17 protein-coding genes, 1 tRNA gene and 2 pseudogenes are annotated in these 18,733 nt (G+C 59.7%); 8 read left to right on the top strand and 12 right to left on the bottom strand.

Going from position 1 to position 18,733, the window contains the following annotated elements:
• Positions 1-29 precede the first annotated feature (29 nt).
• The 3 genes from KUA23_RS22770 (at position 30) to KUA23_RS22760 (ending at position 4,209) form a co-directional block, all read left to right on the top strand.
• Positions 30-1,235: an acetyl-CoA C-acetyltransferase gene (locus KUA23_RS22770; protein ID WP_078049822.1), complete on the top strand. Its 1,206-nt coding sequence runs from the start codon at positions 30-32 to the stop codon at positions 1,233-1,235.
• A 16-nt stretch (positions 1,236-1,251) separates the two neighbouring features.
• Complete coding sequence (locus tag KUA23_RS22765) at positions 1,252-3,399, top strand: 3-hydroxyacyl-CoA dehydrogenase NAD-binding domain-containing protein (RefSeq protein WP_252992883.1); 2,148 nt, start codon at positions 1,252-1,254, stop codon at positions 3,397-3,399.
• A gap of 84 nt (positions 3,400-3,483) precedes the next feature.
• The gene (locus KUA23_RS22760; protein WP_078049820.1) at positions 3,484-4,209 is read left to right on the top strand and encodes an amidotransferase; all 726 of its coding nucleotides are present in this window, start codon (positions 3,484-3,486) and stop codon (positions 4,207-4,209) included.
• Here KUA23_RS22760 and KUA23_RS22755 read toward each other — a convergent pair.
• The 3 genes from KUA23_RS22755 to KUA23_RS22745 form a co-directional block, all read right to left on the bottom strand.
• A complete protein-coding gene (locus KUA23_RS22755; RefSeq protein ID WP_028617543.1) occupies positions 4,206-5,177 on the bottom strand; it encodes a magnesium and cobalt transport protein CorA in 972 nt (323 codons plus the stop codon). The genes KUA23_RS22760 and KUA23_RS22755 overlap by 4 nt on opposite strands.
• Before the next feature lie 131 nt (positions 5,178-5,308).
• The gene (locus tag KUA23_RS22750) at positions 5,309-6,031 is read right to left on the bottom strand and encodes a 1-acylglycerol-3-phosphate O-acyltransferase (protein WP_252992882.1); all 723 of its coding nucleotides are present in this window, start codon (positions 6,029-6,031) and stop codon (positions 5,309-5,311) included.
• Between the two features lie 212 nt (positions 6,032-6,243).
• Positions 6,244-6,936, bottom strand: a complete 693-nt coding sequence (locus KUA23_RS22745; protein ID WP_010208444.1) for a crotonase/enoyl-CoA hydratase family protein — start codon at positions 6,934-6,936, stop codon at positions 6,244-6,246.
• A 320-nt stretch (positions 6,937-7,256) separates the two neighbouring features.
• Here KUA23_RS22745 and KUA23_RS22740 point away from each other — a divergent pair.
• A tRNA-Ser gene (locus KUA23_RS22740) sits at positions 7,257-7,346 on the top strand.
• Between the two features lie 85 nt (positions 7,347-7,431).
• On the opposite strand, the pseudogene KUA23_RS22735 reads toward KUA23_RS22740, so the two are convergent.
• Positions 7,432-7,572, bottom strand: a pseudogene (locus KUA23_RS22735) (short-chain dehydrogenase); the annotation flags it as partial.
• A gap of 297 nt (positions 7,573-7,869) precedes the next feature.
• On the opposite strand from KUA23_RS22735, the gene KUA23_RS22730 reads away from it, so the two are divergent.
• A complete protein-coding gene (locus KUA23_RS22730) occupies positions 7,870-8,238 on the top strand; it encodes a hypothetical protein (RefSeq protein WP_028617538.1) in 369 nt (122 codons plus the stop codon).
• Positions 8,239-8,391: 153 nt separating this feature from the next.
• Here KUA23_RS22730 and KUA23_RS22725 read toward each other — a convergent pair.
• Both KUA23_RS22725 and KUA23_RS22720 read right to left on the bottom strand, forming a co-directional pair.
• Positions 8,392-8,970: pseudogene (locus KUA23_RS22725) on the bottom strand (DUF4337 domain-containing protein).
• Positions 8,971-9,024: 54 nt separating this feature from the next.
• On the bottom strand, positions 9,025-9,390 hold the full coding sequence (locus KUA23_RS22720; RefSeq protein WP_252992881.1) for a DUF2784 domain-containing protein: 366 nt from the start codon (positions 9,388-9,390) through the stop codon (positions 9,025-9,027).
• 109 nt (positions 9,391-9,499) lie between these two features.
• Between KUA23_RS22720 and KUA23_RS22715 the strand changes: the two genes are divergently transcribed.
• Complete coding sequence (locus KUA23_RS22715; protein WP_099493623.1) at positions 9,500-10,186, top strand: HAD-IA family hydrolase; 687 nt, start codon at positions 9,500-9,502, stop codon at positions 10,184-10,186.
• 130 nt (positions 10,187-10,316) lie between these two features.
• On the opposite strand, the gene KUA23_RS22710 is transcribed toward KUA23_RS22715, so the two are convergent.
• A complete protein-coding gene (locus tag KUA23_RS22710; protein WP_252992880.1) occupies positions 10,317-11,063 on the bottom strand; it encodes a 3-oxoacyl-ACP reductase family protein in 747 nt (248 codons plus the stop codon).
• Positions 11,064-11,189: 126 nt separating this feature from the next.
• Here KUA23_RS22710 and KUA23_RS22705 point away from each other — a divergent pair, with 126 nt between their 5' ends.
• Positions 11,190-12,113 carry a LysR family transcriptional regulator gene (locus KUA23_RS22705; protein WP_252992879.1) on the top strand — a complete coding sequence of 308 codons (924 nt, stop codon included), beginning with the start codon at positions 11,190-11,192 and terminating at the stop codon, positions 12,111-12,113.
• A gap of 105 nt (positions 12,114-12,218) precedes the next feature.
• Here the strand turns inward: KUA23_RS22705 and KUA23_RS22700 are convergent, their stop codons facing one another.
• The 3 genes from KUA23_RS22700 to KUA23_RS22690 all read right to left on the bottom strand — a co-directional run bounded on the left by KUA23_RS22700 (position 12,219) and on the right by KUA23_RS22690 (position 15,697).
• Positions 12,219-12,947 (bottom strand): aspartate/glutamate racemase family protein, encoded by a 729-nt coding sequence (locus tag KUA23_RS22700; RefSeq protein WP_078049768.1) that lies wholly within the window; start codon positions 12,945-12,947, stop codon positions 12,219-12,221.
• 13 nt (positions 12,948-12,960) lie between these two features.
• Positions 12,961-14,490 (bottom strand): NCS1 family nucleobase:cation symporter-1, encoded by a 1,530-nt coding sequence (locus KUA23_RS22695; RefSeq protein ID WP_252992878.1) that lies wholly within the window; start codon positions 14,488-14,490, stop codon positions 12,961-12,963.
• Positions 14,491-14,962: 472 nt separating this feature from the next.
• Positions 14,963-15,697: a phosphoadenylyl-sulfate reductase gene (locus KUA23_RS22690; protein WP_025854206.1), complete on the bottom strand. Its 735-nt coding sequence runs from the start codon at positions 15,695-15,697 to the stop codon at positions 14,963-14,965.
• A 152-nt stretch (positions 15,698-15,849) separates the two neighbouring features.
• Here KUA23_RS22690 and thrH point away from each other — a divergent pair, with 152 nt between their 5' ends.
• The gene (thrH, locus tag KUA23_RS22685; protein ID WP_099493619.1) at positions 15,850-16,467 is read left to right on the top strand and encodes a bifunctional phosphoserine phosphatase/homoserine phosphotransferase ThrH; all 618 of its coding nucleotides are present in this window, start codon (positions 15,850-15,852) and stop codon (positions 16,465-16,467) included.
• A 138-nt stretch (positions 16,468-16,605) separates the two neighbouring features.
• Here thrH and KUA23_RS22680 read toward each other — a convergent pair whose 3' ends face one another.
• Positions 16,606-16,962, bottom strand: a complete 357-nt coding sequence (locus KUA23_RS22680) for a helix-turn-helix domain-containing protein (protein WP_252992877.1) — start codon at positions 16,960-16,962, stop codon at positions 16,606-16,608.
• A 406-nt stretch (positions 16,963-17,368) separates the two neighbouring features.
• Positions 17,369-18,712: an aminodeoxychorismate synthase component I gene (gene pabB, locus KUA23_RS22675; RefSeq protein WP_252992876.1), complete on the bottom strand. Its 1,344-nt coding sequence runs from the start codon at positions 18,710-18,712 to the stop codon at positions 17,369-17,371.
• Between the last annotated feature and the right edge of the window lie 21 nt (positions 18,713-18,733).

Below are 18,733 nucleotides of genomic sequence, written 5' to 3'. Positions count from 1 at the left end.
GCACACATGCACAGCGGTTCGAGGACGTCATGACCCAAGCTTTGATCTTTGATGCGATACGCACGCCCCGTGGCAAAGGCAAGCCTGACGGCGCCTTGCACAGCGTCAAGCCGGTGAACCTGGTGGCCGGCTTGCTCACCGCCCTGGCCCGACGCAGCGACCTCGACACCCATCAGGTCGACGACATCGTGCTCGGCTGCGTGACCCCCGTGGGCGACCAAGGCGCCGACATCGCCAAGACCGCCGCGCTGGTGGCGGACTGGGACATCAGCGTCGCCGGCGTGCAGATCAACCGCTTCTGCGCCTCAGGCCTGGAAGCGGTCAACCTGGGCGCGATGAAGGTGCGCTCCGGCTTCGAAGACCTGGTGGTGGTCGGTGGCGTAGAGTCCATGTCCCGTGTGCCCATGGGCAGCGACGGCGGCGCCTGGGTGCTCGACCCCCAGACCAATATGCACAGCCATTTCACCCCCCAGGGCATCGGCGCGGACCTGATCGCTACCCTGGAAGGTTTCACCCGCGAGGACGTCGACGCCTTTGCCCTGCATTCGCAGCAAAAAGCGGCCAGGGCCCGTGCGGACGGTGCCTTCAATAAGTCGCTGATTGCGGTGCAGGACCAGAACGGCATTGTGCTGCTCGACCATGACGAATTCATTCGCGGCGACTCCACCCTCGAAGGCCTTGGCAAGCTCAAGCCCAGTTTTGAAATGATGGGGCAGATGGGCTTCGACGCCACCGCGCTGCGGGTCTACAGCCATGTGGAGCGCATCCACCACGTGCATACGCCCGGCAATAGCTCCGGCATCGTCGATGGCGCTGCACTGATGTTGATGGGCTCCGAGGCCAAGGGCCGCGAGCTGGGCCTGCAGCCACGGGCGCGCATCGTCGCGACGGCGGTCACCAGTACCGACCCGACCATCATGCTCACCGGCCCCGCGCCTGCCACACGCAAGGCCCTGGCCAAGGCTGGGCTGCGTGTTGAGGACATTGACCTGTTCGAGGTCAACGAAGCGTTTGCCTCGGTGGTGCTCAAGTTCATCAAGGACATGGGCATCGACGCGGCGCGGGTCAACGTGAACGGTGGCTCCATCGCCATGGGCCACCCGCTGGGCGCCACCGGCTGCGCGATCCTTGGCACCCTGCTCGACGAGCTGGAAGTGCGCCAGCAGCGCTATGGCCTGGCCACTTTGTGTGTCGGCGGTGGCATGGGCATCGCCACCATTATCGAACGCCTCTGAGCCCAAGGAATCTGTCATGACCCAAGCCATTCGTTACGAAAAAGGCCAGGACGGCATCGTCGTGCTGACCCTCGATATGCCCGGCCAGAGCGCCAACACCATGAACAGCGTGTACCGCGAGGCCATGGCGGCCACGGTGGAGCGCCTGGAGGCGGAAAAAGACAGCCTTGCCGGGGTAGTGATTACCTCGGCCAAGAAGACATTTTTTGCCGGTGGCGACTTGAATGAACTGATCAAGGTCGACAAGGCTCACGCCAAGGAATTCTACGACAGCGTGCTGGTGTTGAAAGGACAGCTGCGGCGCCTGGAAACCCTTGGCAAACCGCTGGTGGCCGCCATCAATGGCGCGGCGCTGGGGGGCGGCTGGGAGATTTGCCTGGCGTGTCATTACCGTGTCGCGCTGGACGACAAGTCGGTGCAGCTAGGCTTGCCGGAAGTCACCCTGGGCCTGCTGCCGGGCGGCGGCGGCGTGGTGCGCATGGTGCGCATGCTGGGGCTGGAAAAGGCCCTGCCGTATTTGCTGGAAGGCAAGAAAGTACGGCCGCAGCAGGCGCTGCAAGCCGGGCTGGTGAATGAGCTGGCGGCGGACCGCGAAGCGTTGCTGGCCCAATCCCGTGCCTGGATCCTGGCCAATCCGGACGCCAGGCAGCCGTGGGACAACAAGGCCTACTCGATCCCCGGCGGTACCCCGTCGAGCCCGAAAGTCGCGCAGATGCTGGCGATTGCACCGTCGATTTTGCGCAGTAAGACCCAGGGCTGTTTCCCCGCACCGGAGAAAATCCTCTGCGCTGCCGTTGAAGGCGCCCAGGTGGACTTTGACACCGCGCACCTGATCGAAACCCGCTACTTCACGGAGTTGGTAACCGGGCAAGTGGCAAAAAACATGATGGGCACCTTTTGGTTCCAGCTCAACGAGATCAACGCCGGCAGTTCACGGCCGCAAGGGTATGCACCCTACGTCACGCGCAAAGTCGGTGTGCTGGGCGCTGGGATGATGGGGGCGGGGATCGCCTATGTCAGTGCCTGCGCAGGCATTGAGGTGGTGCTCAAGGACATCAACCTGGCAGCCGCCGAGAAGGGCAAGGCGCATTCGTCGGCGCTACTGGACAAGAAGGTCAGCCGTGGGCAATTGACCGCCGAACAGCGGGAAACCACCTTGGCGCGTATCCATCCTACGGCCTCCGATGCCGACCTGGCGGGCTGTGATTTGATCATCGAAGCGGTGTTCGAAGACCGCGACCTCAAGGCCAAGGTGTCTGCTGCGGCGCAAAGCGTGGTCGGCGCCGAGGCCGTGATCGCCTCCAATACCTCCACCTTGCCCATCAGCGGCCTGGCCACGGCGGTGCCGGATCAAAGCAAGTTCATTGGCCTGCACTTCTTCAGCCCGGTGGACAAGATGCCCCTGGTGGAAATCATCAAGGGCGCGCGCACCAGCGACGAAACCCTGGCGCGAGGTTTCGACTTCGTCCTGCAAATCAAGAAAACCCCGATCGTGGTCAATGACAGTCGTGGGTTCTTCACCTCAAGGGTGTTTGGCACCTTCACCAACGAAGGTATTGCCATGTTGGGCGAAGGCGTGGCGGCGCCGATGATCGAGACCGAAGCGCGCAAGGCCGGTATGCCGGTGGGGCCGTTGGCGGTGTCGGATGAAGTTTCCCTCAGCCTGATGAGCCATATAAGGCAGCAGACGGCCAAGGATCTGCAAGCCGAAGGCAAGGCCGTGCCGACACACCCGGCAACGGCGGTGATCGATCTGTTGGTCAACGAATACAAACGCGTGGGCAAGGCGGCGGGGGGCGGTTTTTATGAATATCCCAACGGTGGACAGAAATACCTTTGGCCAGAGCTGAAAAGCCGCTTTGAACGGCCCGACCAACGTATCTCGCCACAGGATGTGCGCGACCGCTTGCTGTTTATCCAGGCCATCGAGACCGTGCGTTGCGTGGAGGAGGGGGTGTTGATGTCCACGGCGGACGCCAACGTGGGCTCGATCTTTGGCATTGGTTTCGCGGCCTGGAGCGGCGGTGCGTTGCAGTTCATCAACCAGTACGGTTTGAACGACTTCATCGCCCGCGCTCGTTACCTGGCCGAGCAATATGGCGAACGTTTCACGCCACCGGCATTGTTGCTGGAGAAAGCGGCGCAAGGTGACGTGTTCCGGTGAAGCAGGAGGGGCTTGCCTTGAAGGGGTATTTCAAGGCAGGCTCTGGGGTGTGCATTATTCCCATCACCGTGTCAGGTATTTTTTATGTCGCTACGCGTCTGTATCCTGGAAACCGATATCCTGCGTCCAGGCTTGATCGATCAATACCAAGGCTACGGGCAGATGTTCAAGCGCCTGTTCTCCAAGCAACCGATTCCCGCCGAGTTTGTTGTCTATAACGTGGTGAACGGTGAATACCCGTCCGACGACGAAGTGTTCGACGCTTACTTGGTGACCGGCAGCAAGGCCGACTCCTTCGGCACCGACCCATGGATCCAGACCCTCAAGACCTACCTGCTCGAACGTTACGAGCGCGGCGACAAGCTGCTCGGCATTTGCTTCGGCCACCAGTTGCTGGCACTGCTGCTGGGTGGCAAGACCGAACGCGCCGGCCAGGGCTGGGGTATGGGCATTCACGACTACAAGCTCGATGCCAAGGCGCCGTGGATGAGCCCGGAAGTGGAAGAGCTGACGCTGTTGATCAGCCACCAGGACCAGGTGACCACGTTGCCGGAGAACGCCACGGTGATTGCATCCAGCGCGTTCTGCCCGTTTGCGGCGTACCACATCGGCGACCAGGTGCTGTGCTTCCAGGGCCACCCGGAATTTATCCACGACTATTCCCGCGAGTTGCTGGAGATCCTTCAGACAACCTTGGGCGAAAAGGTCTACACCAACGGCGTCGCCAGCCTGGAGCGTGACCACCACGGTGCAACCGTGGCGGAATGGATGATGCGTTTTGTGGCACACAAGCCCGAGGCCCGGGTTTAAAGCCAACCCGAACGCTTGAAACTCGCCCACAAACCCGTGCAGCCCGCCGCAATAAACCCGAGCACCGCAAAATAGCCGTAGTGCCATTGCAGCTCGGGCATGTTCTGGAAGTTCATCCCGTAGATCCCCGCCACCGCGGTGGGGAAGGCGAGTATCGCTGCCCACGCGGCGAACTTGCGCTGCACCACGCTCTGGCGCGAAGCCTCCAGTAACACACCGATCTCGATGGTCTGGCTGGCGATATCGCGCAGGGTAGTGAGGTCTTCCATCTGGCGCGTCACGTGAATCTGCACGTCGCGGAAATACGGACGCATGTTCTTGTCGATAAACGGAAAGCTGAGCTTCTGCAGCTCCTGGCTGATCTCCACCATCGGCGCCACATAACGCTTGAGCCGCAGCACGTCGCGGCGCAGGCCGTGGATCTTCTGGATATCGCGCTCGCTCAACGAACTGCACAGAACATTGCGCTCCAGCTCATCGATCTCGGCATGGATCGCTTCGCTCACCGGCTGGTAGTTCTCGGTGACGAAATCCAGCAGCGCATAAAGTACAAAATCTTCCCCATGCTCCAGCAACAGCGGCCGCGCCTCACAGCGCTGGCGCACAAAGCCGTAGGACGCCGAGTGACCGTTACGTGCGGTGATGATGTAGCCGTTGCCGGCAAAGATATGGGTTTCGATGAACTCCAGCTTGCCGTTCTCGCGCACCGGTGAGTAGGTAACGATAAACAGCGCATCGCCGAAGGTTTCCAGTTTGGGGCGGCTGTGTTTTTCCAGGGCGTCTTCAATGGCCAATTCATGCAGGTTGAACTGGCGTTGCAGGTTGGCCAGCTCCTGGGCATCGGGTTCTTCCAGGCCGATCCACACAAAGTGGTCGGGTTTGGCGGCCCAGGCCGCGCCTTCATCAAGGGTGATATCAGTGACTTTCTTACCGGCGCTGTAGACGGCGGCCGCAACAACTCTACCCATGGTGCTGATCGCTTCTTATTGGGAGGACAGATGTTGGGCAGCTTAGCCTGAATGGCGTTCCGTCGTAGCGCCAAGCTTTTTTGTGGTGAGCGAGCTTGCTCGCGCCGGGGTGCGAAGCGCCCCCAGAATGTTCAGACAGCTCGCAACTCGCGGTCCATCTGCGCGATGCATTCATCCATCTGCACATGACACGCCTGCATCAACGCCGGGATGTCATCCGAAGTCAGGCCTGTCGTAGGAATCGGCGGCAACGACCGTATGAGCACATCCCCACTGTTCCAGCGATTGAGCTGCATGTGTGTCACGTAGTTACTGACACACACCTGCACGATCGGCACACCGGCCGCAATCGCCATATGGAACGCGCCTTTCTTGAACGGCAGCAACCCTTTACCCAGGTTGCGCGTGCCCTCCGGGAACACCCAGATCGACGTGTCCTCATGCTGCAACGTGCGGGTGGTGGTGAGCATCGCGCGGCGTGCCTGGTGCGCATTGCCCCGGTCGATCAGCACATTGCCCGCCAGCCAGAACAACTGGCCGAACAGCGGCACCCATTTCAGGCTTTTCTTGGCGATGCACACCGTGCGATGCGGCACCACGTTACCGAACACAAACAGGTCATAGTTGGACTGGTGGTTGGCAATGATCACGCAAGTGCCGGATTTGTGGCGCAGCGAGTCCACATCGGCCTTTACGTTCAGCCGCAGGATCCACATGGCCGGCAACGCGTAGAGGCGTGCGCACAGACGGCTGTTGTCCGGATTGAACGGCCGGCACAGACCGACCAGCACGCCCAGTACACCGGCGAGCATAAAGTGCAGGCCCATCAACAACATACGTAACAGAAAAAGCATCGACACGGCCCATCGGGAAAAAAGGTGGCGCAGTGTACGGTTGTGCACTGTATTCGGCAATTACCCCGGTACAGCTCGGAGATAGGCGATGTTTAAGAGCATGTTTCAACATCTACCGACATGGGCACGCTAGAGCGGCTGTAGAAGAATCAGAATTCTTTGTAAGAAAAAGCCCGACTCAAGGTCGGGCTCTGGCGTATCAGGTGTAGGGCTTAGCTCAGGATATGCCCTTGGTCTTGGATGATGGCGTCGTCCAAGGCTTCCAGCAGCGCCTTACGCACCTTCAATTTAGTGTGCTTGTGAGCGTTCATATTGAGCTTCTTCAACTGACGCGCCGCTTCCAGCGCTGCGGCGTGCAACTCTTCCGGTGCCACCACCTTGTCGAGGAAACCGGCTTGCAACGCGCCCTGTGGGTCAAACATCTCGGCATTGATCACCGAGCGATGGAACGCCGACTTGCGCAGACGATCCCGCGCCAACTCGATACCGGCGTGGTGCATGGTCATGCCAATCGCCACCTCGTTCAGGCCAATACTGAACGGACCTTCCACGCCAATCCGGTAATCCGCCGACAACAGCAGGAACGCACCCTTGGCCACCGCATGCCCAGGGCACGCCACAATCACCGGGAACGGGTGCGACAACAGGCGACGCGCCAACGTCGAGCCGGAAGTCACCAGGCCGATCGCCTCTTTAGGGCCGGCGGTCATCACCTTCAAATCATAACCACCCGACAGAATCCCCGGCGTACCGGTGATCACCACCACCGCCCGGTCCTTCTCCGCCTGATCCAGCGCTTCATTAAACGCACTGACCACCGCCGGAGAAATGGCATTGACCTTGCCGTTGCTCAAGGTCAGGGTCGCGATACCGTCTTCGAGGTGGTAGGCAATCAACTCACTCATGACGCGGTTCCTTGTAGGACTTGTTATAGAAGTATGCAGCAGACGTTACCCACCACGCCCGCCCCGGTAAAGCGCTGTGACTGACTGGCCAGTCAGGGTTTTCCCCTGCACCGGGCGTGGGAATGCCAGACGCAGGGCGCAATCACCGTCCCAGACGCACACCGCCGATGCCTGAGAATGGCACAATCACCACCCCTTGCCGGGCGTTGAACGGCATAACGGGCTAACCGCATGAATATTCTGAAAAAAACCTTTGCCATCAGAAAGGCTTTCGACTACATTAGCGCGCCTCGACAGACTGAACTGGTTTGACGAGATACGGTGAAGTGTCCGAGTGGCTTAAGGAGCACGCCTGGAAAGTGTGTATACAAGAAATTGTATCGAGAGTTCGAATCTCTCCTTCACCGCCAAATTCGATGTAAACAAAACCCCTGGTTTCGAGAGAAACCAGGGGTTTTGTAGTTTCTGCGGTTCGAAAATCTTACCTTTATCGAATCACGCGCTTGGCATATCCATGCGTCGCCCAATGACATCCAGCAAATCGCACCCACCGCGCAGCGGGATCGAGCACAGCAAGGCAAAGTCTCTGAGTACAACCGCATCGCTACTTATTTCACTGCGAAGCGCAAGGTTCTCAGCCCAGCGCTAAAAACAGAATCCGCATCAGTACTTCCCTGTAGTCGACTTTTTCGAGGTGGCAAGATTACCACCCCGCGCTTCCGGCCTGCGCGTACACCCAAGCCGTCAACCCCGAAGCCACGGTTTCTTTGGGTTATGCGGACACCGGTTTTCCCTCGGCTTGAAGTGAGTTGTTCGCCATTCCTTTTACTCTGCAGCGCTGTAATGGCAAAGGGCTTACATCAACGCTGGAGAAGATTTCCAAGCTTTGTTAAGGTCGCCGCCTTTCCAATAAAGCCATTCAGAGGGATCTAAATGCACCCGGTACTTCGCAAGACATTTGGCGGGCTTTCTGCTCAGTACTACATCCGCAACTTCCTGTTCGGGCTGATTTTTCCCGTGCTGATCTATACCGCGCTGACCCATTCGAAAACCGGTGTGTTCACACTGGGCGCGCTGTTCTATTGCGTGGTCAACAGCCTGCTTTATCCCTACGCGCGTTTCGTTTACGAAAGCATCATGGATTACATTTTTGGCAACAACGTGTTCTTTGTGAATGCCATTCTGATGCTGACCGTCAAGGTGTTCACCATGGCGATCTGCTGGACCATGGCGATTTTCATTGCGCCTATCGGGCTGGCGTATCTGTACTTCCACCATAGCCGTGCGGCGAACCGAGCCTGATTCGATGCTGCGTAGTGCATAGACTGTGGCGCTGGAGCTTGTCGAACCGTCGCAGCGTCCCGTTGGGCCGCGAAGCGGCCATGAAGATGGGACTGCTGCGCAGTCCAGCGGGAGCAAGCTCCCTCGCCACAGGTACTGTGTGTTTGGAAGTGGTCAGATATGCAGCCAGGCGAGGCTCCCTAGTATCACTGCTGCGCCGCCTGCGGTGTACGACATCCGCTTCAACCACTCCCGCCGCGTCAGCAAGGTAATCGCCGCCAACGAAATCGCGATCTGAATCGCGGTCATCGCCTGGGCCCAGCGATGATGCTGGTGCAGCGCCTGTTCCGATTTTTCATCCCATTCCTTCGACGTGGCTTCAAGCTTCTCGGCCTGTTTGCGCACGTCTTCCTTCTGGTTCTTGTAGCGCTCGATTTCTTCCTTGTAATGCACCGCGTCCACACCGGGAATGTGAGTGGCCAGTTCCGCGAGGTTTTGCCGGCTGGACTTGGCCTGCTAGTAGTTCCATTGGTTGGCCGCTTCGGTCTTGAAGATGGCGGCGTTGTTCTTGTCCATCGCCGCTTCGCTTTCGGTCGAGCCGGCCTGGTAGCTGAGCATCGCGCCGAGGGTGGCCATGAGGGCGGTCATCACGGCGATACGGCTGGCGAAATTATCGCCGCGGCCGTGGGCATGCTCGGTGGTGTGTTCGATGTGTTTTTCGTGAGGGCTGGGGACTTCGAAGGCTTCGGACATGGGGGCGTCTGTGAAGGGAATGAGGGAGTCTGATTGTTGACCAGTGAAGCTGTCTCAAACCTGTACATAACGCCGGATCAACCATCCGTATACGGCGATGTTGATCACCAGCACCAACGCGCCCAGGCCCAACTGGATCTGCGGAGTCAGGCCGGCGGGGTAGATCAGCGTGAGAATGTAATGCTCGATAAATCCACCGCCATAGCCGTCCTGCCCGGCGAGGTGACGAAACAGGTTCTCCCAGCGGGTCAGTGGGCAGGGCAGGTGGAACACTTCGACCGCCACGCCCCATGCCGCGGCGGGCAGGTGCAGCCAGATCACCGGGCGCCATTTCAGCGCAAGCAACCCGCCGAACAGGACGAAGAGGATGAAGCTCAAGTGAAATAGCACGAGGCTGTCGGCAGCTAGGCGGTAAAGCATTGCGGGTACTTTGAAAGGTGAGGTTCACAGTCTAAAGGGTTGCTTGCTGACAAGTGTGACCGTTATTGTGCTGAATCCTTTTAGTCCTTCCCCCCAAGGATCTGTTTTGATGAACGCACCGCGTAGAGTCGGCCCAATCAAGGCTGTGATATTCGATATGGACGGGCTGTTGCTGGACACTGAAGGCATCTACACCGAAGTCACACAGATCATCGCCGAACGCTACGGCCGCACCTACGATTGGAGCATCAAGCAGCACATCATCGGGCGCGGAGCCCAGGATTTGGCTGACTACGTGGTGAGGGCGCTGGATCTTCCAATCACGCCCGCCGAATTCCTGACGATCCGTGAACCGCTGATGAGCGAGCGCTTCCCAAAAGCCTTGGGCATGCCCGGCGCGGAAGCTTTGGTGCGGCACTTGAAGGCACATCACATCCCGATTGCCGTGGGCACCAGTTCGTCGCGCCATTCGTTTGGCCACAAGACCACCTTGCACCGCGAATGGTTTGGCCTGTTCGACACCATCGTCACCGCTGACGACCCGGAAGTCGGCGCCGCCAAGCCCGCGCCGGACATCTTCCTCACCGCCGCCCGCCGCCTGGGCGTTGCACCGGAGGATTGCCTGGTATTCGAAGACTCACCCTTCGGCGTCACTGCTGCCAAAGCTGCCCATATGACTGCCATCGCCGTACCGGATGAAGCCATGGCCGACAGCAAATACCACCATGCCGACCAGATCATCCGCAAGCTCGCGGACTTTGACCTGGCGGCCTACGGCCTGCCACCTCGACCTTGACTGATCGCGGTTAAAAACGTGGGAGGGGGCTTGCCCCCGATTGCGGTGGGGCAGCCACGAATGAGCTGACTGTTACACCGCCATCGGGGCAAGCCCCCTCCCACAGTTGATTTGCGGTGTCCAGGAAGCCCTAGGCGCTGAAGCCACCATCGATGGTCAGGCTTGCACCGGTGATGTAACCGGCTTCTGGCCCAGCCAGGTAGGCTACGAAGCTGGCAATTTCCTCGACATGCCCATACCGACCCACCGCCATCAACCCGATCAGGCTTTCGGCAAAATCGCTGTTGGCCGGGTTCATGTCGGTATCCACCGGCCCAGGCTGCACGTTGTTGATGGTGATACCACGCGGCCCCAGGTCTCGCGCCAAGCCTTTGGTCAACCCCACCAGCGCCGCCTTGCTCATTGCATACGGGCCACCGCCACCAAACGGCATGCGCTCGGCATTGGTACTGCCGATATTGATCACACGACCGCCGTCACCCATGTGCTTGGCCGCTTCCTGGGTCGCGATAAACACGCTGCGTACGTTGATCGCCAGGGTCTGGTCAAAGTCTTCCAGCTTGAAGTCTTCCAGCGGCGCGATGGCCAGCACACCGGCGTTGTTCACTAGGATGTCCAGGCGCCCAAAGGTCTCGACGGTGGCGTTGACCGCATTGCGGATTGCCGCTGCGTCGGCGCTGTCGGCGTGAATTGCCAGGGCTTTACCGCCTTCGCTGATCACGCTGTTCTGCAGTGCTTCGGCCTTGGCGGCGGAGCTGACGTAGGTAAAGGCGACGGCGGCGCCCTGTGCTGCGAGGCGCTTGACGATGGCGGCACCGATGCCGCGAGAACCGCCTTGAATCAAGGCGACTTTGCCGCTGAGGTGCTGTGTGGTCATGTCGATCTCCTAGCTGTTCAAGGCGGGATGCCTTGTTGTTGGAACCGAGTATCGACCTCGCCAGCCCCTCCCGGTAGACCGTGATTGCTATAGTCTGTGTAAACCAAAAGTTTAGAGTGGGGCGATATGGAAAGCTTTGGCAGTATCGAATGCTTTGTGCGCAGCGCCGAAGGTGGCAGCTTTGCCGAGGCGGCCCGGCACCTGAGCCTGACCCCGGCAGCCGTCGGCAAAAGTGTCGCCAAGCTGGAGGCGCGCCTGGGTGTGCGCTTGTTCCAGCGCAGCACTCGGCGCCTGACGCTGACCGAGGCTGGCAAACTGTTTCTCGACGAAGTCAGTGGCAGCCTCACCACCATCCAGAATGCCGTGGCCAACCTGGCCAGTGCCGAAGGACGGCCAGTGGGCACGCTCAAGGTCAGCATGGGTACGGTGTTTGGTAATCGCTATGTGGTGCCGCTGCTGGGGACGTTCATGCAGCGGTTTCCGGATATCAGCCCGGACTGGCATTTCGATAACCGCCAGGTCGACCTGATCGGGCAGGGCTTCGATGCCGCCATTGGTGGTGGTTTCGAGCTGCCCCAGGGCGTGGTGGCGCGTAAGTTGACGCCGGCTCATCGCGTGCTGGTGGCGTCACCGGACTACCTGGCGCAACGCGCGCCGGTGTTAACCCCAGAAGACTTGGCGCACTGCACAGGCATTCTTATTCGTTCACCGCAGACCGGTCGCATCCGTTCCTGGCAGTTGACCAGTATCGAGCGTGAACACAGCCCGCTGGTACTCAAGCCGAGCATGACCATGAGCGACTCCGAAGCCGCCTGCTGCGCCAGTGCCCAAGGCTTGGGCATTGCGCTGGTGAGTATGCCGATGGCCGTGCCATTTCTCGACAGTGGTGCAGTCGTGCGTGTGCTGCCCGACTGGTGTGTCGACGACGGCAGCATCTCCATTTACTACGCCGAACACAAACTGCTGCCCGGCAAGACCCGGGCGTTTGTAGATTTCATCATTGAGCAGTTTGCCGAGCAGCAGTTGGGGCAGCGATTCAGTGCCATTTGATTGCACGCTCACACCGCATCGCGGCCATCTCAGGCAAGCCCGCTCCCACCTTGGAATGCCTTCCCCTGTGGGAGCCGGGCTTGCCCGCGATGGCCACACCTCGGTCTACCGTCCGAACTGGCCCGGCCAACCGATGACTTTTTTCGGCCTCGGCGTTGCATAGGTCCTGATCTTCGACGTCGACAGCCCCAACCGCACCAGCGACTCGGCAATGGTCACCGCTGCGGTCACGCCATCCACCACCGGCACGCCGGTACGGTAGCGGATCTGCTCATCCAGCCCAGCCATGCCGCCACAGCCCAGGCAGATTACCTCGGCCTTGTCTTCGCTGATGGCCAGTTCAGCCTGGCGCACGATGGCTTCCATGGCCGCCAGCGGGTCTTCTTCCAGTTCCAGCACCGCCATCCCGCTGGCGCGCACCGAGGCGCAGCGCTGGTACAGGCCGGCCAGTTTCAGGCGGTCCTCGATCAGCGGCACAGTGCGGTCCAGGGTGGTCACCACCGAATAGGCGTGGCCCAGGAACATGGCCGTGCTGGCGGCGGCTTCGGTGATGTCCACCACCGGCACGTTGAGCAGTTCCTGCAAGCCTTCGCGGCCATGCTCGCCGTAGCCGGCCTGGATCACCGCGTCGAACGGCTGGTCATAGGCCATCACCCGGTCCATCACCGCGATGGCGGCCAGGTAGCTTTCGAAGTTGCCCTCCACTGACTCCGCGCCGAAGTAAGGGGTGAGCCCGACAATTTCGGTGCCTGGCGCAGCCACGGCCCGCGCCTGCTGGGCGATGGTTTCAGTGATGGATTCGGTGGTGTTGACGTTGACCACGAGGATACGCATGGAAGGTCCTTGATTAATGACTGACGTTATCGACTGCAATGCTTTCGCCGCTGACATCGGCATAGAACGGCTGGCGCTTGGCAATCAGCCCGTACAGCAACCCTGCAATACCGGCGCCAAACATCCAGGAAAACGGTGAAACGCTGGCGAAACCGGGCAGCAGGGCCAGGAGAATGGCGATCACGGCCGCCGGAATGAACGCCGCCACCGCCCGCAGATTGACGCCACGGCTGTAGTAATAAACGCCGTTCGGGTCTTCGCTATACAGCTGCGGTACGTCGACCTGGCTTTTACGAATCAGCCAGTAATCGACCATGATCACCCCGTACAACGGACCCAGCAGCGCACCCAGGCCAGAGAGGAAATACACGATCACCAGCGGGCTGTTGTAGAGGTTCCACGGCAGGATCAGTACGGCCACCGTGGCGCTAATCAAACCGGCGCGACGAAAGTTCAGGTACTTGGGCGCCAGGTTGCTCAGCACAAAGGCCGGCGCAACGAAATTGGCCATGATGTTCACCGCCACGGTGACGATCAGGAAGGCCAGGCAGCCCAGCACCAGGAAGAAGGTGTTCGGGATTGCGGCGATGATCTCGGTAGGGCTTTCGATCACCCGGCCATTGAGCTGGAACTGCCCGCCGCACAGCAACACGGTGATCGCGGCAAACACCAGGATATTCACCGGCAGGCCCCAGAAGTTGCCGACCTGGATGGTCTTGCGGCAGGGCGAGGAGCGCGCGAAGTCGCAGAAATTGAGGATCAGCGTGCCGTAGATCGCCAGCCACAGCGCGCCACCGGCAAAGATATTGCGCCACATCTCGCCGCCGCTCAGGGGGTCGCGGATCGACCAGGCGATGTTGCCGCCCGTCTGGAAATACATCCAGCCGGCCAACGACGCCACGGTCAGCAGAATCACCGGCCCGGCGAAGCCCTCATAGCGGCGCACCATTTCCATGCCGTAGGCCAGGATCACCAACTGCACCAGCCAGATCGCCACAAAACATGCCCAGCCGAGGGACGAAAGGCCAAGGATTGCGTTGTGGTCGTATTCGGCAAAGCCTGGATGAATCGCCGTCAGCAGCACCCGGAAAACCACTGACGCCAGGTAGGTCTGGATACCGAACCAGGCAATCGCAATCACTGCGCGGATCAACGCCGGAATCTGCGCGCCATGGATGCCGAAGCTGATGCGGCTGATTACCGGAAAGGGCACGCCGGTCTTCTGGCCCATATAGCCCGACAGGTTCATGAAGAAGTACACCAGCGCCGCACCAATACCCAAGGACAACAGAATCTGCCAGCCGCCCAGGCCCAATGCATACAAGCCAATGGCGAACGAGTAGTTGGCAATGTTGTGCACGTCATTGGTCCACAGCGCGAAGATGCTATAGCGCCCCCAGCGCCGGCCTTCGACTTTGGTGGGTGCTAGGTCCTTGTTATGCAGGCGCGGGCTGAGCACCAATGGACCGGGACGGGTGGCTTCGGGGTTCAGGGAAGAGGAGGGCAGATCCAGTGCGATGTTGTTCGAGAGGCTTGTACGCATTCCGGCAGGCTCCAGCACATCGGCAGCCATGCCGCTGATGGCAAAGTGTATGTAGGTTTTGTATTTATTGTATACAAAGCGTTTTTCACCTTAAGCCACATGCGTGCCAGTTTTCGATCTATGAAAGTGCTGGGTAATTTCGTTTTTATAGGGGATGAATATAAATAGCTGAATTAAAAGCGATATAAATTGACCATTTGAACAGCTATTTATTTTTTTGGAGGAGCGGTATGAACCGCGATGGGAAATAGCGGGCGAGTAGAGGTGTTACGTTATGGTGCGGCTTTAGAAGAATTGCACACATAAATGGCACCGATCGTTACATCTGTGTGTACATGTTCATCGTGCACGTAAAACAACTGTGGGAGCGGGCTTGCCCGCGATGACGGAGAATCAGCCACGAAAATTCCGACTGGTCCACCGCCATCGCGGGCAAGCCCGTTCCCACATTGATGACCCGATTGCGAAAAAATCAGGCCTTGCTGATGATATTCCCCGCATGCAGCCCGCATTCCTTCTGCGTGGCTTCCTCCCACCACCAGCGGCCTTCGCGCTCGTGCTGGTTCGGCAGCACCGGGCGGGTGCAGGGCTCGCAGCCGATGCTGATGAAGCCGCGCTCATGCAGGCTGTTGTACGGCAGCTCCAGCATGCGGATGTAACCCCAGACTTCCTCACTGGTCATCTGTGCCAGCGGGTTGAATTTGTACAGGGTGCGTTCCGGTGTGGAGAAGGCCGTGTCGATTTCCAGCGCCGCCACTTGGCTGCGGGTGCCGGGGCTCTGGTCGCGGCGCTGGCCGGTGGCCCAGGCCTTCACGCCTGCAAGTTTACGGCGCAGCGGCTCGATCTTGCGTACACCGCAGCATTCGCCGTGGCCGTCCTTATAGAAGCTGAACAGCCCCTTCTCTTTGACGAAGGGTTCCAGCTTGCTCTGGTCCGGCGAGATCAGCTCGATGTCGATCTTGTAGAAGTCGCGCACCTGCTCGATAAACCGGTAGGTCTCCGGGTGCAGGCGGCCAGTGTCGAGGCTGAACACCTTGACGTTCTTGTTCAGCTTCCAGGCCATGTCCACCAGCACCACGTCCTCGGCGCCGCTAAAGGAAATCCACAGGTCATCACCGAACTGGCTGAACGCCAGCTTGAGAATATCCTGGGCGGATTTGTTGGCATAAGTCGCGGCGAGTTCAGCGACGTCGAAGGCTTGGTTCATCAGGACGGTTCCTACAGGTCAGTGGCGCTGAGCGCTCTATAGGGAAGCGATGGTATCAAAATCCGCTCTGCGTTGCGGCGGCGAGCTTGAATCGCTAGAGTTCGGCAGTCCTTTTGCTCGCTCAACCAACAACATACAAATGGGAGTGTCTTGTGGAAATTGCCTGTCTCGACCTGGAAGGGGTGTTGGTTCCGGAAATCTGGATCGCCTTCGCCGAAAAAACCGGTATTGAATCCCTGCGGGCGACCACCCGGGACATTCCCGACTACGACGTACTGATGAAGCAACGCCTGCGTATCCTCGATGAGCACGGGCTCAAGCTGGCCGACATCCAGGAAGTGATCGCCACCCTCAAGCCCCTGGACGGCGCCATCGAGTTCGTCAACTGGCTGCGCGAGCGCTTCCAGGTGGTGATCCTGTCGGACACCTTCTATGAGTTCTCCCAGCCGCTGATGCGTCAACTGGGTTTCCCGACCCTGCTGTGCCATCGCCTCATCACCGACGAAACCGACCGCGTGGTGAGTTATCAACTGCGCCAGAAAGACCCCAAGCGCCAATCGGTATTGGCCTTCAAGAGCCTGTACTACCGCGTGATTGCCGCGGGTGATTCCTACAACGACACCACCATGCTGGGCGAAGCCGACCGTGGGATTCTGTTCCATGCGCCGGAAAATGTGATCCGTGAATTCCCGCAGTTTCCAGCGGTGCATACGTTCGAGGATTTGAAGAAAGAATTTATCAAGGCGTCGAATCGGTCGTTGAGCCTGTAAGTTTTTCAGTGCGGCGGATGGCCTCTTCGCAGGCAAGCCCGCTCCCACATTCGACTGCGTTTATCGTGTAGAAACGCGGTGGAATGTGGGAGCGGGCTTGCTCGCGAAGGGCCAGTACAGCCACCGTATATTTTCCAGTCAAACCCCTGCAAGCAACCGCTCATAAGGAATACTCAGGCCTTCGTGCAAGCGCTTGATCATCGACAAGCTCAACTTGCGCTTGTGATTGAGCACTTCGGACACCCGCCCACTGGTGCCGATAAATGGCTCCAGGTCCCGGGCGGTCATGCCCAGTTGCTCCATGCGAAATTTGATCGCTTCCACAGGATCCGAGGGCGGCATCGGAAAATGCTCTGCCTCGTACTTCTCAATGAGGACAGCAAGAATTTCCAGCTCGTCACCCTCAAGTGAGCCGATTTCCGCTCCCCATAGTTGCTCCACGCGCGCAAGTGCCGCGGTAAAGTCTTCCTGGGAATGTATAGGTTTGATGTTCATCACACGGTCTCCGCGTTGATCTGGTCGTACTGCGCGTGAGTTCCTACGCGCTTGCGGCGTTGGGTAAGTCGCGCTTTCCAGATGGCGGTACAGCTCGACCAGGGGTGTCTTGGCGTCGGAATAGGCTGGATGGCTTTCCCAGAATATTCGTAGGGTTGAGAGAGCGATTATGCGCATCGCGCGGACCTCCCAATTTGGGAGAATACAGGCGCGGCTGGATGGAGATGCAATCCCGGAAACAATTTCTGACGAGTAAGCAGTCGGTTCATGTGATCCCTCACAGACGGCTAATGGACGGTCAGAGCCGGACGCTATCGTCCGGCCCGAATACAGTCCATAAACGTTCTGATTGAGGTTTTTTCCTGCCGGTCGGCGCTGTCGACGAGAGCCAGGAGAGGCTTGGCTGCTACAGGTTTTCCAGCGTGTGTAACAACACGCGCACCTTGGTCAGCGACTCCTGATACTCCGCTTCCCATTGCGAATCCGCCACGATCCCACCACCGCCCCAGCAGCATATTTGGCCATCCTTCACCAGCAGGCTGCGGATGGCGATCGAGCTGTCCATCTCGCCGCGCACGTCCAGGTACACCAGCGAGCCGCAGTACAGCCCGCGTCGGGTCGGTTCCAGTTCGTCGATGATCTGCATGGCGCGGATCTTCGGCGCGCCAGTGATGGAGCCACCGGGGAAGCTGCCGGCGATCAAGTCGAGGGCGTCTTTGTCGTCGGCCAACTCACCCCTCACGCTGCTCACCAAGTGATGCACGTTGGGGTAGCTTTCCAGGCTGAACAGCTCCGGCACGCTGACCGAGCCGATGCGGCAGGAGCGGCCAAGGTCGTTGCGCAGCAGGTCGACGATCATCAGGTTTTCGGCGCGGTCCTTGGGGCTGGCCAGCAGTTCGGCGGCGTTGGCAGCGTCTTCTTCGGGTGTCAGCCCACGTGGGCGGGTGCCTTTGATGGGGCGGGTTTCGACGCGACCCTCGCTGATATGCACGAAACGCTCAGGCGACAGGCTCAGCACCGCACCGTCGTCCGGCAGGCTCTGGAACCCGGAGAAGGGCGTGGGGCAGGCTTCGCGCAGGGCGCAATAAGCCACCCACGGATCGCCGCTGCACGGCGCTCGAAAACGCTGGGCGAAGTTGACTTGGTAGCAATCGCCGGCCTGGATGTAGTCCTGGATACGCACGATGGCCTGGCGGTAAGCCTCGGCGGTGAGGTCAGGCGCCATCGGGCCCTGAAGTGTGAAGGTGGCCAAGGTGTCGACACGTACCTGGCTGAACAAGGCGATCAGCCGTTGCCGCTCGCTATCGGCCAATGCCGGGTGAAACACCAATTGACTGGTTTGCGCCTGGTGATCACTGATCAATGCCCAGGCATACAACCCGAAGCGCGCATCCGGCAGGTGCAGGTCGTCTGCGGCCAAGTGCGGCATGTGCTCCAGGTGCCGGCCGAAGTCATAGCTCAGGTAGCCGATCAGGCCGCCGGCAAACGGCAACTCATAGCCGGCGGGTAGATCCGCTTTACCCAGCTGGGTCAGGTTTTCGCGCAAGCGTTGCAGGAAATCACTGCCGCTCTCGTCAGGTGAAACCGTCAGAGTTGCGTGCGGCCAGGCGCTCAGCAGGTCATAACGCCCGCGCTCGGCCGCCGGTCGGCCACTGTCCAGCAGCACGGCACCAGGCGCATGGCGAATCGCCGCAAAATATGCAGCGGGGTTGGCCTGGTAAGGCAGTGGGTATACAGAGCAGGTCGACATGCGAGGCGAATCAGCTATGGG

Source organism: Pseudomonas pergaminensis, from assembly GCF_024112395.2.
In the GTDB taxonomy this organism is placed as follows: Bacteria; Pseudomonadota; Gammaproteobacteria; order Pseudomonadales; family Pseudomonadaceae; genus Aquipseudomonas; species Aquipseudomonas pergaminensis.
Note: the sequence above shows the minus strand (reverse complement) of the source record. Positions and strands in the feature narration are given on the sequence as shown.

Coding starts and splice junctions, on each gene's coding strand:
- KUA23_RS22770 (WP_078049822.1), top strand. CDS start 30: ATGACCCAAGCTTTGATCTTTGATGCGATACGCACGCCCCGTGGCAAA.
- KUA23_RS22765 (WP_252992883.1), top strand. CDS start 1,252: ATGACCCAAGCCATTCGTTACGAAAAAGGCCAGGACGGCATCGTCGTG.
- KUA23_RS22760 (WP_078049820.1), top strand. CDS start 3,484: ATGTCGCTACGCGTCTGTATCCTGGAAACCGATATCCTGCGTCCAGGC.
- KUA23_RS22755 (WP_028617543.1), bottom strand. CDS start 5,177: ATGGGTAGAGTTGTTGCGGCCGCCGTCTACAGCGCCGGTAAGAAAGTC.
- KUA23_RS22750 (WP_252992882.1), bottom strand. CDS start 6,031: ATGCTTTTTCTGTTACGTATGTTGTTGATGGGCCTGCACTTTATGCTC.
- KUA23_RS22745 (WP_010208444.1), bottom strand. CDS start 6,936: ATGAGTGAGTTGATTGCCTACCACCTCGAAGACGGTATCGCGACCCTG.
- KUA23_RS22730 (WP_028617538.1), top strand. CDS start 7,870: ATGCACCCGGTACTTCGCAAGACATTTGGCGGGCTTTCTGCTCAGTAC.
- KUA23_RS22720 (WP_252992881.1), bottom strand. CDS start 9,390: ATGCTTTACCGCCTAGCTGCCGACAGCCTCGTGCTATTTCACTTGAGC.
- KUA23_RS22715 (WP_099493623.1), top strand. CDS start 9,500: ATGAACGCACCGCGTAGAGTCGGCCCAATCAAGGCTGTGATATTCGAT.
- KUA23_RS22710 (WP_252992880.1), bottom strand. CDS start 11,063: ATGACCACACAGCACCTCAGCGGCAAAGTCGCCTTGATTCAAGGCGGT.
- KUA23_RS22705 (WP_252992879.1), top strand. CDS start 11,190: ATGGAAAGCTTTGGCAGTATCGAATGCTTTGTGCGCAGCGCCGAAGGT.
- KUA23_RS22700 (WP_078049768.1), bottom strand. CDS start 12,947: ATGCGTATCCTCGTGGTCAACGTCAACACCACCGAATCCATCACTGAA.
- KUA23_RS22695 (WP_252992878.1), bottom strand. CDS start 14,490: ATGCGTACAAGCCTCTCGAACAACATCGCACTGGATCTGCCCTCCTCT.
- KUA23_RS22690 (WP_025854206.1), bottom strand. CDS start 15,697: ATGAACCAAGCCTTCGACGTCGCTGAACTCGCCGCGACTTATGCCAAC.
- KUA23_RS22680 (WP_252992877.1), bottom strand. CDS start 16,962: ATGAACATCAAACCTATACATTCCCAGGAAGACTTTACCGCGGCACTT.
- pabB (WP_252992876.1), bottom strand. CDS start 18,712: ATGTCGACCTGCTCTGTATACCCACTGCCTTACCAGGCCAACCCCGCT.